Consider the following 15,559-nt stretch of genomic DNA (forward strand, 5'->3'; position numbering starts at 1 on the left):
ATTCGATTTGTTAAAGAGCGTTTGGTTAAGAGCTTTTCGTCTCAACCGAGGCGCGCATTCTACGCTTTCCTCAGAGTCTGTCAAGCGTTTATTTTGAAGTTTTTTACATCCACTTTCTTTCGAAAGCTAACAACTTCAAACACTTACCGCTTGCCTCGAAGCGTTTGTCGCTGCGAGGAGGCGAATAATACGCGCTTTGAAATTAGAGTCAACACCTTGATCTAAAAAACTTTCCAAGCGTGTTTAGTACCCACCTCGCAACTAATGAAAGCGCAGCGGATCTGTAATGAATCCCCCCCCACGGAGCGTAGTGGCCATGAGCGATGCGCAAAACGAGAAAACCCCGGGCTTGTCTGCAGATGAAGAGCAGGAAGTCAGCCACAACCAGCCGCCGCGGGCGGCAGTGCTGCACGAGATCATCCGCTACCAGGGCGACCAGGAGCTGGAGCGTACGCTCGCCGCGCTGTGGTGGTCGGCGCTGGCCGCCGGCTTGTCCATGGGGCTGTCGATGATGGCCATGGGGCTGTTTTACGCCCGCCTGCCGGACGGTGACAGTGCGCAGGTGATTGCCAGCATCGGCTACAGCGCCGGTTTTCTCGCTGTTATCCTGGCACGCCAGCAACTGTTTACCGAAAACACCCTCACCGCCGTGCTGCCAGTGATGACCTCCCCGACCCTGGCCAACTTCGGCCGCCTGTTGCGCCTGTGGGGCGTGGTGTTGCTCGGCAACCTGGCCGGTACCCTACTGGTTGCCTGGGTGATGCTGGAGCTGCCGATCTTTGACAGCAAGACGGATGTGGCCTTCCTCGAGATCGGCCGCAAGGTCATGAAGAACGACATCAGCCAGATGTTTGCCAAAGGCATCGTCTCGGGCTGGATGATCGCCACCATGGTCTGGATGATTCCATCCATGGAGCACGCCAAGATCTGGATCATCCTGCTGATCACCTACCTGATGGCCCTTGGCGACTTCACCCATATAGTAGTGGGTTCAGTCGAGGTGTCTTATCTGGTCTGGGCCGGCGACGAGACCTGGCGCAGTTTCTTGCTGCAATTCGCCTTGCCTACCCTGGCCGGCAATATTATTGGTGGCAGCTTGATCTTCGGCCTGATCAGCCATGCTCAGGTACGCAGTGACAGCGGCAAGCCGCCCTCGCAATTATTGAAAGACCACGAAGCCAGGCCAGCGCGCAGCAGGGACGACAAGCATTGAAGCTTGGCGTGCCGCTGCCGGACTCGCAGAATCTGCGCCGGCAGCATGTGCCTGCAATACCCCAAGCAACAGAAAAGCCTTCGTGCTACCTGCCGGGGATCGGATCTACCGTGAATTGGCTTGCAAGGTCATTTTTCGCCGATGAAACAGTGTTCAACAATATTCACGTGAGTTATGCGATAAACGGTATACCGGCAGAAGAATGACAACATGATGGAAAACAGCAGCGGCAAAGGCCTTTCATTCGTCAAGCGCATCTACCTGCCGCGCATTATAGGCATGGGCATTGGCCTGCTCAGCGTCATGGCTGGCATGGCGCCGCTGGCCCCGCCTGCGTGGATATGGGGGCTGATGCTGGTCAACGGGCTGCTGTGGCCGCACGTGGCTTACTTTTGGGCCACCCGCTCGCCAGCCCCTTACCAGGCGGAACAGCGCAACTTGCTGCTTGATTCACTGATGGGCGGATTCTGGACCGCCGCCATGCACTTCAATCCCTTGCCGAGCGTGACCGTGCTATCGATGATGACCATGAACAACGTTGCTGCCGGGGGCAAGCGGCTGGTCGTGCGCGGGGCAATGGCCCAACTGGCCGGCATGCTTGCCGCCGTTCTGGTCCTCGGCCCCGGCCTGCAGCTGCATGCAACGCCCCTGCAAGTTTATGCTTGCCTCCCTATGCTGACGCTGTACCCGCTTGCCCTGGGCTGGGTGTGCTACCAGCTGGCGATCAAGCTGGCCGACCACAAACGCCGGCTGAGCGCGCTCAGCCTGACCGACAGCCTGACCGGCCTGCTCAACCATGGTGCCTGGAAAGACCTGCTGCTGCTGAAGTTCCAGGCCTGTAGACAACAACAGGGGCAGGCGGTCATAGCCCTGATCGACATCGACCATTTCAAGACTATCAACGACACCTTCGGCCACGTGGTCGGCGATTGTGTACTGCGTCAGCTCAGTGCCGAACTTCGGCGAAATTTGCGCGAGGGCGACCAGGCCGGGCGGTACGGCGGAGACGAGTTTTGCGTGATCCTGCCGGACACAAGCCAAGCCCAGGCCTGCCAAGCCATGGAGCGCCTGCGCGAACGTGTCGCCAACTACCGTAATCCGCAGTTGCCGCACCTGCGCATCAGCCTCAGCATCGGCCTGTCAGCATTCCAGGCTGGCCTGCAATCACCGGAACACTGGCTGGAACAGGCGGACAAGGCACTGTACACCGCCAAGCACGCAGGCCGTGACCAAGTCAATTTTGCCCGCAGCGAGGCTGCCACGCTCAGGCTGGCCTATCCTGATTGAACCCCCTGCCTGACTGCCCGGCGGGAGGCTGCTTGAAGGAGCTGCTCGCGCATGGCCAGGACCGCCAACCTTCCACCCGCAAGCCCTACGCCGCGCTTTCAGGTGCGCCACCTGATTGCCGGTTTCAGCACAGTGTACGGCCTGGCCTGCCTGGTCATCCTCGGCGCCCTGTTCAATATCGCGACCACGCTCGACAAGCAGGAGCGCCAGCGTAGCGCGTTCCATGCGACGCAGGCGCTGGAACAGCGTCTGCTGGCCTCACGCCAGTTTCTGTCCAGCTACGCCGTATGGGATGCGGCCTTCGAGCACCTGGCAGGCCACGCCGACTGGCATTGGGCCTACGAGGAGAAGAATGTAGGCGAATCGTTGTACAGCGCCAGCGGCTACGAAGGGGTGTTCGTGGTGGAAAACGACCGTACCACCTACGCCTTGTTCAAAGGCCAGCCCACCCAGGCAGGCGCCAACACCTATATAGACGCAACGCTCCAGCCGATCCTCGACCAGGCCCGTGCAGCCGCAATTCCCCGCGAGCAGATAACCCGTTTCGTGCTGTTCAATGGCTGGCCGGCGGTACTCAGTGCCGCAGCCATACGCCCGGACCGCGACGTCACCGACAGTGAGGTAAGCCAGGCACCCGTGATGCTGTTCGTCGACCAGTTGACCGAAGAAAAACTGGCACAACTGGGCAAAGGTGCCGGGCTGACCCGCATGCATGTGGAAAAGGAAGATATGCAGCAGCATGACCACCTGCGTATCGACCTGGGTGACACCGGCTATCACCTGTCCTGGAGCAGCCCACTGCCGGGGCACCAATTGCTGTGGGCGGTAATGCCAGCCCTGTTGAGCGCGCTGCTGATACTTGGCCTGATCATGCTTTACCTGTTCCGCCTGACCTTGCGCAGCTCGCGGGCGATCGGCCTGACGCTTTCGCACTTGCAGCAGAGCAACCAGGCCCTGGAGGCTAGCGAACAGCGTTTTCGCGCAGTGGCCGAGTCGGCATCCGACTGGATCTGGGAAACTGACCGGCAACAGCGCCTGACATACCTGTCACAGCGCTTTGCCAATGTTACCGGCTACGCGGTGGACGATTGGCTGGGGCACCCGCTCAACCAGTTGCTGGCCTGCGATACCACCCCGCTCTCACCCTGGCTGGACGCCCTGGCCAACGCAGACCCCGAGCAACTGGCCAACCTGCGCTGTACTTACCGCGACCAGAATGGCCAGAACCGCTACTGCAGGATTTCGGCCCGCGCCATCTGGCATGACGACACACCCATCGGTTTTCGTGGCACCGCCAGTGACATCACCGACGAAGTCGACGCCCACGCGCGCATCCAGCACCTGTCGCTGCACGACCCTCTCACTGGGCTGGCCAACCGCAACAAGCTCGCCAGGCACCTGGAGCAGGCCCTGCTGCGGGGCAATGACTCGCCGCCACTGTCACTGCTGTTGCTGGATCTGGACAACTTCAAGCCGATCAACGACTCCCTCGGCCATGCCGCCGGGGATGCCGTGCTGCAGGAAGTGGCGACGCGCCTGCGCGACACCACCCGCGATGGCGACCTGGTCGCACGCCTGGGTGGCGACGAGTTCATTCTGGTCCTCAGCGGCATGGACAACCGCAGCGAAGTCGACCGCTTCTGCGCACGCCTGATCGACCTGCTGCAGCACCCCATCACCTTCGACAGCCAACTGCTGCACGTCGGCGTCAGTATCGGCGTGGCACAGACCCGCACCCAGGGTTTCGATGCCGGCGAACTGATCCGCTGCGCCGACATCGCCCTGTACCAGGCCAAGGCCGATGGCAAGAATACCTGGCGCTACTTCGCCGCCGAAATGAACCAGCAGATCCAGTACCGTCGCCAGTTGGAAAACGACTTGCGCCGGGCATTGCGCAACCAGGAGTTCGAGCTGCACTACCAGCCACGCTACCGCCTCAGCGACCGACGCATCGTCGCGGTCGAAGCCTTGCTGCGCTGGCAACACCCACAGGAAGGGTTGCTGGGGCCGGATACCTTCATCCCGCTGGCCGAGCAAAGCGACATCATCGTCGCGCTGGGCCGCTGGGTGCTGCGCGAAGCCTGCCGCACTGCCCACGACTGGCCCGCCGACATTCTGGTTTCGGTGAACCTGTCGCCTGCGCAGTTCCTGCGCAGCGACGTGGTCGCCGACGTACGCGAGGTCCTGCTGGACACCAGCTTCCCGGCCCAGCGCCTGGAACTGGAAATTACCGAAAACGTGATGCTCAACGACATCGAGGGCGCGCTAGGCACCATGCTGTCACTCAAAGAGCTTGGCGTGCGCCTGAATATGGACGATTTCGGCACCGGCTACTCGTCGCTGGGTTATCTGCGTACCTACCCGTTCGACAGCATCAAGATCGACAAACGCTTCATCAATGGCCTGAACAGCAGCGGCGGTAGAGACCGCGCCGTGGTCCAGGCCATCATCAACCTGGGTGAGGCGATGGGGTTGACGGTAACTGCCGAGGGGGTAGAGAGCGAACAGCAGCTCAAGGCACTGGAGAAAGACCGCTGCCATGAGGTGCAGGGCTTTTACATGAGCCGGCCGCTGGACAGTGCCGGGGTGGCGGCGTTGTTGCACCAGACATCCCATAGCACTGCAAAGCCCTTGTAGGAGCAGCCTTGTGCTGCTCCTACAAGGGCCGGGTTTATTGCTGCACGGTGCGTTCGGCCACGATGTCTGGCAGATCCCGGCGGCGCAGGTAGGCGCGCAGTGGCTCAGCAATGTTCAGGCGGTCATCCACATGCTGCTCCAGCAGCAGCGCCAGCCGCTCACGGCAAAGCGCCATGCGCTGCCCTTGCTCGGGACGCCAGACAAACTCGCTGCAGGGGGTAATGCTGTCGTCGGCCACGTCCATGCCGAACGAGTCCTCGGAAAACCGCACGATATGAACGCCGCGCTTGCCATGAAAACCGACAAAACCTTTGAGCTGGTCGGCGGCGTTGCAGATGTCCTGGGAAGTGATGGCCATGACGTAACCTCGCAATGAAATCGAAAGATACGCACGCCTGGCGGAATCGGTCGCCTCTACCGGGCAACTCGCAAACGGCAGCCTAACGCAAGTGGCAGGCCGTTCGCCAAGGGTTTTCGTGCTTACCCCGCACGCCTTTACCTGCGGCCGGCACCTGGCTCAATGTTCACTTGGTGCAGGGTCGACCTGCGACGCCAGCACCGCCGCCAGCCACTGCATGAACGCTTGAACCCGGCGCGGCACGTGCCGTTGCCGGGCGTACAGCAGTGACACCGGCATGGCCGGGGCCTGCCAGTCTTCCAGTAGCGAAACCAGCTCGCCTCGCTGCAAATGCTCGGCCACACCCACCGCCGGTACCTGGATCAACCCCAGCCCGGCCAGGCAGGCCGCCGAGTACGCCTCGGCGTTGTTGACCGTAACCACACCAGCCATGGCCTGGTATTGCAGCTCACCACCTTGCAGGTATTCGAAACCGGCACTGCGCGCCCCCAAGGTACGCACGTAGTGCACCAGTTGGTGCCCGGCCAGTTCCTGGGGCGTCTGCGGCACGCCGTAGCGGGCCAGGTAGGCGGGGCTCGCACAGTTGCGCATGCTCAGTTGCCCGACCGGCCGCGCCACCACATCCAGATCATGCAGGGCACCTATGCGCATCACGCAGTCAAACCCCTCGCGCAGCAAATCAACCTGGCGGTCAGTGCAACTGAGCTCCACCTCCAGCCGCGGAAAGCGCTGCAGAAACTGCGGCAACGCCGGGATGATGACCCGCCGCGCCATCATGGTCGGCAGGTCGATGCGCAGGCGCCCGGCCAGCTCGGCATCGTCGGCGCTGAACAGGCTCTCGATCTCATCCATGCCTGACAGCAGGTCCTTGCTACGCTCGTACAGCAAGGCGCCATCCTGGGTCGCCTGCACCCTGCGGGTAGTACGGTTGAACAGCTGCGTACCCAGCAAGCGCTCCAGTGCCTTTACCTGCTCTGACACGGTCGAGCGTGGCAGCCTCAGGCTCTCGGCAGCCAGGGTGAAGCTGCTGACCTCACTCACCCGCACGAAGGTGCGCAACAACTCCAGCTTGTTCATTTGGGCCTCGGCTATCCGGTTCTGTCGAACAGTATTTCCATTTTTACCGGATTTAACAGCCTCGAGCCGACCAATAAGCTGACCACATCTACCCAGCCTGAGGCTTTGAACATGACGCGCAAAATTGCCCTGATCACTGGCGCCAGCCGCGGCCTTGGCCGTAACGCTGCCGAACACCTGGCCGCACGCGGTATCGATGTAATTGGCACTTACCACAGCAAGGCGGACGAAGCCCAGGCCGTAGTTGCCCGACTGGAGCAGGCCGGGGCGAAAGCGGCCATGCTGCAACTCGACGTCAGCGACAGCAGCAGTTTTGCCAGCTTCGCCGAGCGCCTTGGCAGCACCCTGCAGCAGCACTTTGGCCGCGAGCGTTTTGACTTTCTGGTGAACAATGCCGGGATCGGGCTGAATGTGCCGTACGTCGAAACCAGCGAGGCGCAGTTCGACCAGTTGCTGAATATTCAGCTGAAAGGACCCTTTTTCCTCACCCAGCGCCTGCTGCCCCTGTTGGTCGACAATGGCCGTATCGTCAACATTTCTACCGGCCTGGCGCGCTTTGCGCTGCCGGGGTATGCCGCCTATGCCGCGATGAAGGGCGCAATGGAGGTGCTGACCCGCTACCAGGCCAAGGAACTGGGCGCGCGTGGCATTCGCGTGAACATTCTGGCGCCGGGGGCGATCGAGACCGATTTCGGCGGCGGCGTGGTGCGGGATAACCAGCAGGTGAATGAGTACATTGCCGGCAATACGGCGCTGGGCCGCGTGGGCTTGCCGGATGACATCGGGGCAGCGATTGCGCTGTTGCTGGAAGACGGCAATGGCTGGATTACCGGGCAACGGCTGGAAGTGTCGGGCGGCATGTTCCTATGAGCCTCACGGCACGCTAGGCGATGCGCCGTACCTGTAGGAGCAGCCTTGCGCTGCGAAGAGGCCGGCATGGCCAACACAACTACATTGCCGGTACTGGCCTCTTCGCAGCACCAGGCTGCTCCTACAGGTTAACAAGGCAGCACCATCACTGCTCGCCCCGGTCCTCATGCACCTGCACGCTCGCGGTCATGCCTGCACTCAGCGTCACCCCTTCCGGTACCTGGTCCAGGCGAATCCTTACGGGTATGCGCTGGGCCAACCGCACCCAGTTGAAAGTAGGCTCCACCTCCGGCAGCAACTGGCTGTCGGGGTTACTGTTGCGGTCGGTGATGCCGCGGCTGATGCTTTCCACATGCCCTTGCATGGGTTCGCCGGCGCCCATCAGCCAGACTTTCACCGTGTCTCCCACACGAATACGCGGCAGCTTGGTTTCTTCGAAATAGGCCTGGATATAAAAGGTTGAATCGTCCACCAGGGCCATGACCGATTCCCCGGTGTTCACGTAGTTGCCCTCGGCCAGACGCAGGTTGGTGATATGCCCGCTGCGCGGCGCGCGCACTTCACTGCGCGCCAGGTTGATCTTGGCAACCTGCAACTGCGCTTCGGCCTCATGCAGTTCACCGCGCGCGATAGCAGCATTGATCTGGGCGTTTTCACGCAACTCGGCACTGATCGCCTCTGGCCCCAGGGCGGTGCGCCGGGCGGCCTCACGCTCGCGCAAGCGCAGTTGCTGGGCGCGGGTCTCAGTCACCGCACGTGCCTGGTCGAAGGCAGCCTGAAAGCGCTCGCGGTCGATGTTCATCAACAGGTCACCCGCCTTGACCTGCTGGTTGTCATGGACTTTGAGCTCACGTACCCACCCGGACACGTCAGGGGCAATCACCACCACATCGGCACGCACACGGGCATCGCGGGTCCAGGGCGTAAGCATGTAGTACTGCCACAGCTGGTAGCCGGCCAACACGGCCAAAGCCACCACACACAGCGTCACCAGGGTACGTACGGCCGCACGCATTGAAACACTCCTTTATAAAGCTCCCAGCAGCCTCACCACCAGGAACAACACACAAACGAACAGCGCTGCGTCGAACAACGCTTCATGCCAGATCCAGCGCCCCAACGGCGTCGCCTGCACCACCAGGCGCAGCACGCCGGTGAGCAGCAGGGCCAGCAACACATAAAGCAGAAACGGGCTGAGCAGCACGCCGCCCACTTCCCATTCATGCAACCCCATAGGCGTCCTCCTGCCAGCGGCACCATTTGCCCCAGCTTTTCTGCAATTGCAGCACCGCACCTTCGGCCAGCCGCAGCGGGTCACTGGCAGGCAGCCGGCGCAAGGCGGCTATGAATTGTTCACTGGCAGCGTCCATGCGATGCCCGCGCCCGGCGCCCGGCCCTTTGGCCAGTACCGCCTCTACCTGCTGCAAATACTCGCGCTCGGCGCGCCCCAAGGGGGCTTGGGCGACCGCCAGGCACATACGCAGATGCACCAGTTCATCACCGATATCCAACCCATGCAGGCCGTCATCCCAGCGCTTGCGCTCGCTTTCGGGCAGCTCGCCAGCCTGCCGGGCCAGTTGCATCAGGCGGTCGGCCATGCGCCCGCCAAACCAGCTGTCGGCACCGCGCAGGTCGCGCCGGGTCAGGCGCACCAGGTCGCTCTGGGTGGCTGCCCGCAGGCGCCGGCCCAGCCAGGCCGGGTGGCGGAACACCAGCAAACGGAAGGCCATTACCGCTGCCGACACCCCTACCAGCATCGCCAGCGCACTGTTTAGCATGGTCGCCACACCAAACTGCATGACGTTGAGCGGGGACACCAGCACAATGAAGTGCAGGCAATAAGACGTTGCAGTGGCCCCGGTACGTGGGTGGGCCATGCCCAATGCGCCGAGAAACAACGGCACGCCCATGCCCAGGCAAAGCATGGCAAAGCTGCTCCATTGCGGCAGCAGGATCTGCCCGACCAGAAACGCCGCGGGTATCGCCAGGAAGATGCCGCGCAGGAAGCTCAGGCCAATCTGCGCGCCGTTCTCGCGGCTGGCGAACAGGCTGCAGACCACGCAGGTCAACACCAGGCCACCCGGCGCCGAAGGCCACGCCGTCGCCAGCCAGAAGCCGCTCATCACCAGAAAGGCCAGTGCGCTGCGTGAACCGAACAGCAATGCCAGGGACCAGTCGCGGTGCACGGCCAGGCCCTGCGACACATCCTTGGGCGCCCTGCCCGCCTCCACATCCTCCAGCGCCTGGCTGGCGGCCATGGCGTAATCCAGCAACAAGGCCATGCGCGCCAGGCAGAAGTGCTCCGCCGAACTGATCTGGTCATCATGGGCCGCATCCCAGATGCGCTGGCGCAGCAGTAACAGGCTGGGCCGGTCGGGCTCGAGCAGCAGCGCGCGCACCTCGTCCAGCCAGTGTGCCAGGTGAGCTGCCTCACGCTCATCCAGATGCTGCCACTGCCGCCGCACCGAGCGCGAGATCCGCAACAGCACCATCAGCTTCTGGCTCAGGCCACGGATCGCGCGGGCTCGCTGGCGACCGCGATTGCCTTCGAACCAGGCATGTTCACGCTGGCTGTCGATAGCAACGATACGCCCCAGGCTCTCCAGCAAGCCTTTGCGTGCCTCGTCTGCCCCGCCAAGCATGGCGCTGGCAGCCCGCAGGCCGTTCTGCCATGCCTGTCGGGCCTGCCCGGCCAATTGCTGCTCCACCCGCATTGGCCAGAGCAACGCACTGCTTGCAGTGGCGCAGAAAATGCCCAGGCAGATCTCGGTACAGCGCGCCACAGCCTGGTCAAAGACCTGCAGCGGGTGGTCGATGGCCGGCAAGGCAATAATCGCGGCAGTGTAGCCAGCCAGCACGAAGGCATAGGCCCAGGCGCTGCGCAGTTGGGTCGAGGCCGCAGTGCACAAGGCCAGCCACAGGGCGAGGGTAAACAGGAACAACCCAGGGGTCTGGGCGAAGAGGCCGATGAACACCACGGACATGACGGTACCGACCAAGGTGCCGGCCAACCGCGCCAGGCCTTTCTGCACCACCATCCCTGACAGCGGCTGGGCGACGATGAAGGCGGTCATCAGTGCCCAGGACGGTTGCTCCAGGCCCCAGCGCATTGCCAGCCACAACGCCAGACCGCCACCGAGCAGGGTCTTGACGGCGAATTTGAGGGCGAGGCTGCTGGGGGCGAACAGGGCCTGAAAGGTGATGGGCACTAGGCGGACCTTGCGAGGGATGGTCGTACTGAAAAGATAGACAATGGTGAGCAGGATAAAGCTCAAACGATTAATTAGCTAGCTAATCATCTTTATTGAGACATTGGTAAGCCTGTGCTGCGAAAGAGCCGGCACCGGCAACACTTAAATCGCAGGCAAAAAAATGGGCGACCGAAGTCGCCCTAAATGCCTTGCGTGCTCGTGTACCGGGAAGGTCAGCGCGGCTTGCGCTTTTTCGAGTCCTTCCAGATGAAAATGCCCAGACCGGCAAAGAAGGCCACCATCAACCCGACCGTTACCACACCGGCGATAACCACGTTGTCGAAGAACATGCGGGCCTCCCCATTCGTTTGCCGTTGTCCGATGGGTGCACGTTAACCAATGTGGGGATGGAGAAAATTGACCAGGGTCAATGGTGCCCGGGGCCGGGCACGCGAGGCGGGTGCAGGGTTGACCTGCGTCAAGTTTCAGCGCTTCTTCGGTTTGCCCTTGGGCTTCTTTTTCTTGCTGGTGCTCAACGGCAGAGCCTGCTCGAACGCGTTGCGCATGTCGTTCAGGCGCTTTTCCTTGAGGTCGTGGACACGCTTGGCGCGTTCGGCATCAAAATCGATGAGGTTGTCTTGGCTCATGGGTGGGCTCGGCGATCAACTGAGGCTTGCATGATGAAGCCAGGCGCAGGCGCTGACCAGCCCCGCGTCAGACTTCGATGTCCACCAGCAGCCCCTGGCGCACGTGCTCGTCCATCAGTGGCGCGACCGGCACGGTGTTGTCGGCATTGACCTCGTCACCTGGCAAGGCACTGTAGCGGTCCTGGCCGCCCTGCTTGCCACGTTGCTGCTGGCGACGCTGCTCATCGCGCAGCAACAACGCCTGCGCCTGCGGGTCGCGCTGTTGCTTGAGATCGATGGCACTTTCGCCGGACGCAGGCTGCGTGGGTACCACCGGCTTGATGTCCGGGGTCGGCTTGACCGGGTCCTGTTGCGAGGTCACCGGGGCGGCACTGAGCGGAATGATTGGCGGCAGCATGGACGTTCTCCTATGCCCCCTGTATCGGCAGGCGCGAGTTTACCTTGATGTCATGGACAACAATTACTCGGCTTCGTCGTCAAGGTCGTCGTCGCCTGGCGGGCCGGCTTCGCTCCACGGCCGCTTGTAAACCTGCTGCCAGACGGCATCCATGTGATCGCGAAGCACCTGTGGCGCGGTTTTGAGCGAGGCACTGTCATTGCGCTCACCGCCAATCGGCTCTTCACCCGCCGGGCTGATCAGCGACTGGCCAGTGATGGTGTAGCTGGCCTGCCCTTCACGCATTTCGATGGCGATGTCGTGCGGGTCGATGCCGCCACCACAGAAGGCATGGCTGGCCACCGTAACCTCGGCGATACCGTCCTTGTTCAGGTCGCCGACATCGCTGACGTCGGTATAGAAGTCCACGTCCAGGTCCAGGCCAGGGCAAGTGGTTTCCTGCTCGATCTGCCAGCGTGCCTTGAATGCATCGCTTTCGGCAGTACGCCCGTACAAGGTGGCCTTGAGTACCACTTTGTCCACTTCCTGTTCGCTTTCCGGGTCGCTGGCCTGGCCATCGCTGCGGCTCAACACCAACAGGCCTTCACCGTCGCGGTCACGAAAATGCACGCTCTTGATCGGCGTCTGCACGCCGAGTACTTCAAGCTGTTCCATCGGGATGGCGGGCAAGGCCTCGAAGTTTTTCTGTTCGCAGGCGCTCAGCAGCAGCAAGCTGCCCACGGCCATGGAAGCGCTGATCCAGGGGTGGTTGGCAGGCATGTTGGTCCGGGGCCCTCGTCAGCTGCACGGTGCGAGGCGATGAAACGGCTAGACTGACTTACTTCCTGTTGTCGTTCGGCATCTTTCGGTGCGTTCGCACTTTGGTCTGACCGGCCGATCCGTTAACATAATCGGCTTTTTCATCGCGGGAGTTCAGGCAGTATGGCGCAGCAGTATCAACCGGGGCAACGCTGGATCAGCGACAGCGAAGCAGAGCTCGGCCTGGGTACCATCCTGGCGCAGGATGGCCGCCTGTTGACCGTGCTCTACCCGGCCACTGGCGACACGCGCCAGTATTCCCTGCGCAACGCGCCGCTGACCCGCGTGCGCTTCTCGCCAGGTGACCAGATCACCCACTTCGAGGGCTGGAAGCTGACCGTGCGCGAGGTCGATGACATCGACGGGCTGATGGTCTACCACGGTCTGGACGGGCAAAACCAGCCGCGTACCCTGCCAGAAACCCAGCTGTCGAACTTCATTCAGTTCCGCCTGGCCAGCGACCGGCTGTTCGCCGGCCAGATCGACCCACTGTCGTGGTTCAGCCTGCGCTACAACACCCTGCAGCACACCAGCAAGCAGATGCAGTCAGCGCTGTGGGGCCTGGGCGGCTGCCGCGCGCAACCGATCGCCCACCAGTTGCACATTGCTCGCGAAGTCGCCGACCGCAGCGCCCCGCGGGTATTGCTGGCCGACGAAGTGGGCCTGGGTAAAACCATCGAAGCCGGCCTAGTGATTCATCGCCAGCTGCTGTCAGGCCGCGCCAGCCGCGTGCTGATCCTGGTGCCGGAAAACTTGCAGCACCAGTGGCTGGTGGAAATGCGCCGCCGCTTCAACCTGCAGGTAGCCCTGTTCGATGCCGAGCGCTTTATCGAAAGCGACGCCAGCAACCCGTTCGAGGATGCCCAGCTTGCGCTGGTTGCACTGGAATGGCTGGTCGACGACGAAAAGGCCCAGGACGCACTGTTTGCTGCTGGCTGGGACCTGATGGTAGTCGACGAGGCCCACCACCTGGTCTGGCATGAAGATCAGGTCAGTGCCGAATACGGCCTGGTCGAGCAACTGGCCCAGGTGATCCCGGGCGTGCTGCTGCTCACCGCCACCCCCGAGCAACTTGGCCAGGACAGTCACTTCGCGCGCCTGCGCCTGCTCGACCCTAACCGTTTCCACGACCTGGCGGCCTTCCGCGCCGAGAGCGAGAATTACCGCCCAGTGGCTGAAGCCGTGCAGGAACTGCTCGACGAAGGCCGCCTGTCGCCCGAGGCCCACGCCACCATCCAGGGCTTCCTGGGTGCCGAAGGCGAAGCCCTGCTGGCGGCGGTCAGCGACGGCGACAGCCAGGCCAGCGCACGCCTGATCCGCGAACTGCTGGACCGCCACGGCACCGGTCGCGTCCTGTTCCGTAACACCCGTGCGGCGATCCAGGGCTTCCCTGAGCGCCAACTGCACCCTTACCCGCTGGCCACACCTGAGCAATACCGCGACCTGCCTGCTGGCGAGCACGCCGAGCTGTACCCGGAAGTTGCCTTCCAGGCCCAGGGCGATGTGGCTGACGACGAGCGCTGGTGGCGTTTCGACCCACGCGTCGACTGGCTGATCGACACGCTGAAGATGCTCAAGCGCACCAAGGTATTGGTGATCTGCGCTCACGCCGAAACCGCCATGGACCTTGAAGACGCCCTGCGCGTGCGCTCCGGCATTCCGGCGTCGGTGTTCCATGAAGGCATGAACATCCTCGAACGCGATCGCGCCGCCGCCTACTTCGCCGACGAAGAGTTCGGTGCGCAAGTGCTTATCTGCTCGGAGATCGGCAGCGAAGGCCGCAACTTCCAGTTCGCCCACCACTTGGTGATGTTCGACCTGCCCGCGCACCCAGACCTGCTCGAACAGCGCATCGGCCGCCTTGACCGGATCGGCCAGAAGCACACCATCCAGTTGCACATCCCGTACCTGCAAGGCAGCCCGCAAGAGCGCCTGTTCCAGTGGTACCACGAGGGCCTTAACGCCTTCCTCAACACCTGCCCCACCGGCAACGCCCTTCAGCACCAGTTCGGCCCGCGCCTGCTGCCGTTGCTTGAAGGTGGCGAGAGCAAGGCCTGGGATACCCTGGTGGCCGACGCCCGCAGTGAGCGCGAGCGCCTGGAAGCCGAACTGCACACTGGCCGCGACCGCCTGCTGGAGCTCAACTCCGGCGGTGCCGGCGAAGGCCAGGCGCTGGTCGAGGCCATTCTCGAGCAGGACGACCAGTTTGCCCTGCCGATCTACATGGAAACCCTGTTCGACGCCTTCGGCATCGACAGCGAAGACCATTCCGAGAACGCACTGATCCTCAAGCCGAGCGAAAAGATGCTCGATGCCAGCTTCCCGCTGGGCGACGACGAAGGCGTGACCATCACCTACGACCGTGCCCAGGCGCTGTCGCGTGAGGACATGCAGTTCCTCACCTGGGAGCACCCGATGGTGCAGGGCGGCATGGACCTGGTGCTGTCCGGTTCGATGGGCAACACCGCCGTGGCACTGATCAAGAACAAGGCACTCAAGCCGGGCACCGTACTGCTCGAATTGCTGTTCGTCAGCGAGGTGGTGGCACCGCGCAGCCTGCAACTGGGCCGCTACCTGCCGCCGGCGGCACTGCGCTGCCTGCTCGACGCCAACGGCAACGACCTGGCCGCCCGCGTGGCCTTCGAAACCCTCAACGAGCAGCTCGAAAGCGTACCGCGCGCCAGCGCCAACAAGTTTGTCCAGGCCCAGCGTGACGTGCTGGCCAAGCGCATCAGTGGCGGTGAAGAGAAGATCATGCCCACTCACGTCGAGCGCGTAGCCGAAGCCCAGCGCCGCCTGGCGGCTGAGGCCGACGAAGAGCTGGCTCGCCTGGTGGCACTGCAAGCGGTCAACCCAAGCGTGCGCGACAGCGAGATCGACGCGCTGCGCAAGCAGCGCGAAGAGGGTCTGGCGATGCTGGACAAGGCTGCCTTGCGCCTGGAAGCCATTCGCGTACTGGTAGCGGGCTGATCTGACACGCCCGCTGGTGGCCTGACCACCATCTGTAGGCGCAGCCTTGTGCTGCGAAGAGGCCGTATGCCCCACAAGATTGTTGTGAGGCATACGGCCTCTTCGCAGCACAAG

General features: G+C 62.7%; 15 protein-coding genes. 6 read left to right on the forward strand and 9 right to left on the reverse strand.

Features of this window, described 5'->3' with window-relative positions; all coding sequences use genetic code 11:
- The first annotated feature begins 316 nt into the window (after positions 1-316).
- From ACK1VC_RS28320 to ACK1VC_RS28335, 4 genes are read left to right on the forward strand one after another with little or no spacing between them, the layout of a single operon-like run.
- Positions 317-1,213: a formate/nitrite transporter family protein gene (locus ACK1VC_RS28320; protein WP_016488707.1), complete on the forward strand. Its 897-nt coding sequence runs from the start codon at positions 317-319 to the stop codon at positions 1,211-1,213.
- Positions 1,210-1,419, forward strand: a complete 210-nt coding sequence (locus ACK1VC_RS28325) for a hypothetical protein (RefSeq protein ID WP_146024519.1) — start codon at positions 1,210-1,212, stop codon at positions 1,417-1,419. The genes ACK1VC_RS28320 and ACK1VC_RS28325 overlap by 4 nt, the downstream gene beginning before the upstream one ends.
- A gap of 7 nt (positions 1,420-1,426) precedes the next feature.
- Positions 1,427-2,500 (forward strand): diguanylate cyclase, encoded by a 1,074-nt coding sequence (locus ACK1VC_RS28330; RefSeq protein WP_060520068.1) that lies wholly within the window; start codon positions 1,427-1,429, stop codon positions 2,498-2,500.
- A 51-nt stretch (positions 2,501-2,551) separates the two neighbouring features.
- Entirely contained in the window at positions 2,552-5,137 is a 2,586-nt protein-coding gene (locus ACK1VC_RS28335) for a bifunctional diguanylate cyclase/phosphodiesterase (protein ID WP_023047379.1), read from the forward strand.
- 34 nt (positions 5,138-5,171) lie between these two features.
- Here the strand turns inward: ACK1VC_RS28335 and ACK1VC_RS28340 are convergent, their stop codons facing one another.
- Together ACK1VC_RS28340 and ACK1VC_RS28345 are read right to left on the reverse strand one after the other, a co-directional pair.
- Positions 5,172-5,495, reverse strand: a complete 324-nt coding sequence (locus ACK1VC_RS28340; protein WP_023047378.1) for a DUF2025 family protein — start codon at positions 5,493-5,495, stop codon at positions 5,172-5,174.
- Positions 5,496-5,654: 159 nt separating this feature from the next.
- On the reverse strand, positions 5,655-6,572 hold the full coding sequence (locus ACK1VC_RS28345; RefSeq protein ID WP_060520066.1) for a LysR family transcriptional regulator: 918 nt from the start codon (positions 6,570-6,572) through the stop codon (positions 5,655-5,657).
- A 111-nt stretch (positions 6,573-6,683) separates the two neighbouring features.
- Here ACK1VC_RS28345 and ACK1VC_RS28350 point away from each other — a divergent pair, with 111 nt between their 5' ends.
- Positions 6,684-7,442: an SDR family NAD(P)-dependent oxidoreductase gene (locus tag ACK1VC_RS28350; protein ID WP_024717440.1), complete on the forward strand. Its 759-nt coding sequence runs from the start codon at positions 6,684-6,686 to the stop codon at positions 7,440-7,442.
- Positions 7,443-7,587: 145 nt separating this feature from the next.
- Here ACK1VC_RS28350 and ACK1VC_RS28355 read toward each other — a convergent pair whose 3' ends face one another.
- From ACK1VC_RS28355 to ACK1VC_RS28385, 7 genes are all read right to left on the reverse strand, one after another.
- Positions 7,588-8,457: an efflux RND transporter periplasmic adaptor subunit gene (locus ACK1VC_RS28355; RefSeq protein WP_023047377.1), complete on the reverse strand. Its 870-nt coding sequence runs from the start codon at positions 8,455-8,457 to the stop codon at positions 7,588-7,590.
- Between the two features lie 12 nt (positions 8,458-8,469).
- A complete protein-coding gene (locus tag ACK1VC_RS28360) occupies positions 8,470-8,676 on the reverse strand; it encodes a DUF1656 domain-containing protein (RefSeq protein WP_016488714.1) in 207 nt (68 codons plus the stop codon).
- The gene (locus ACK1VC_RS28365) at positions 8,663-10,651 is read right to left on the reverse strand and encodes an FUSC family protein (RefSeq protein WP_191086897.1); all 1,989 of its coding nucleotides are present in this window, start codon (positions 10,649-10,651) and stop codon (positions 8,663-8,665) included. The genes ACK1VC_RS28360 and ACK1VC_RS28365 overlap by 14 nt, the downstream gene beginning before the upstream one ends.
- A gap of 215 nt (positions 10,652-10,866) precedes the next feature.
- Positions 10,867-10,983 (reverse strand): cytochrome c oxidase subunit CcoM, encoded by a 117-nt coding sequence (ccoM, locus tag ACK1VC_RS28370; RefSeq protein WP_016488716.1) that lies wholly within the window; start codon positions 10,981-10,983, stop codon positions 10,867-10,869.
- A 135-nt stretch (positions 10,984-11,118) separates the two neighbouring features.
- The gene (locus ACK1VC_RS28375) at positions 11,119-11,280 is read right to left on the reverse strand and encodes a hypothetical protein (protein WP_016488717.1); all 162 of its coding nucleotides are present in this window, start codon (positions 11,278-11,280) and stop codon (positions 11,119-11,121) included.
- 67 nt (positions 11,281-11,347) lie between these two features.
- Positions 11,348-11,677 (reverse strand): hypothetical protein, encoded by a 330-nt coding sequence (locus ACK1VC_RS28380; RefSeq protein ID WP_016488718.1) that lies wholly within the window; start codon positions 11,675-11,677, stop codon positions 11,348-11,350.
- Between the two features lie 63 nt (positions 11,678-11,740).
- Positions 11,741-12,436, reverse strand: a complete 696-nt coding sequence (locus tag ACK1VC_RS28385) for a M949_RS01915 family surface polysaccharide biosynthesis protein (RefSeq protein WP_191086898.1) — start codon at positions 12,434-12,436, stop codon at positions 11,741-11,743.
- 162 nt (positions 12,437-12,598) lie between these two features.
- Between ACK1VC_RS28385 and rapA the strand changes: the two genes are divergently transcribed.
- A complete protein-coding gene (rapA, locus tag ACK1VC_RS28390; RefSeq protein WP_016488720.1) occupies positions 12,599-15,445 on the forward strand; it encodes an RNA polymerase-associated protein RapA in 2,847 nt (948 codons plus the stop codon).
- Positions 15,446-15,559 lie beyond the last annotated feature (114 nt).

The sequence above is a fragment of the Pseudomonas sp. XP2 genome, from assembly GCF_053557975.1.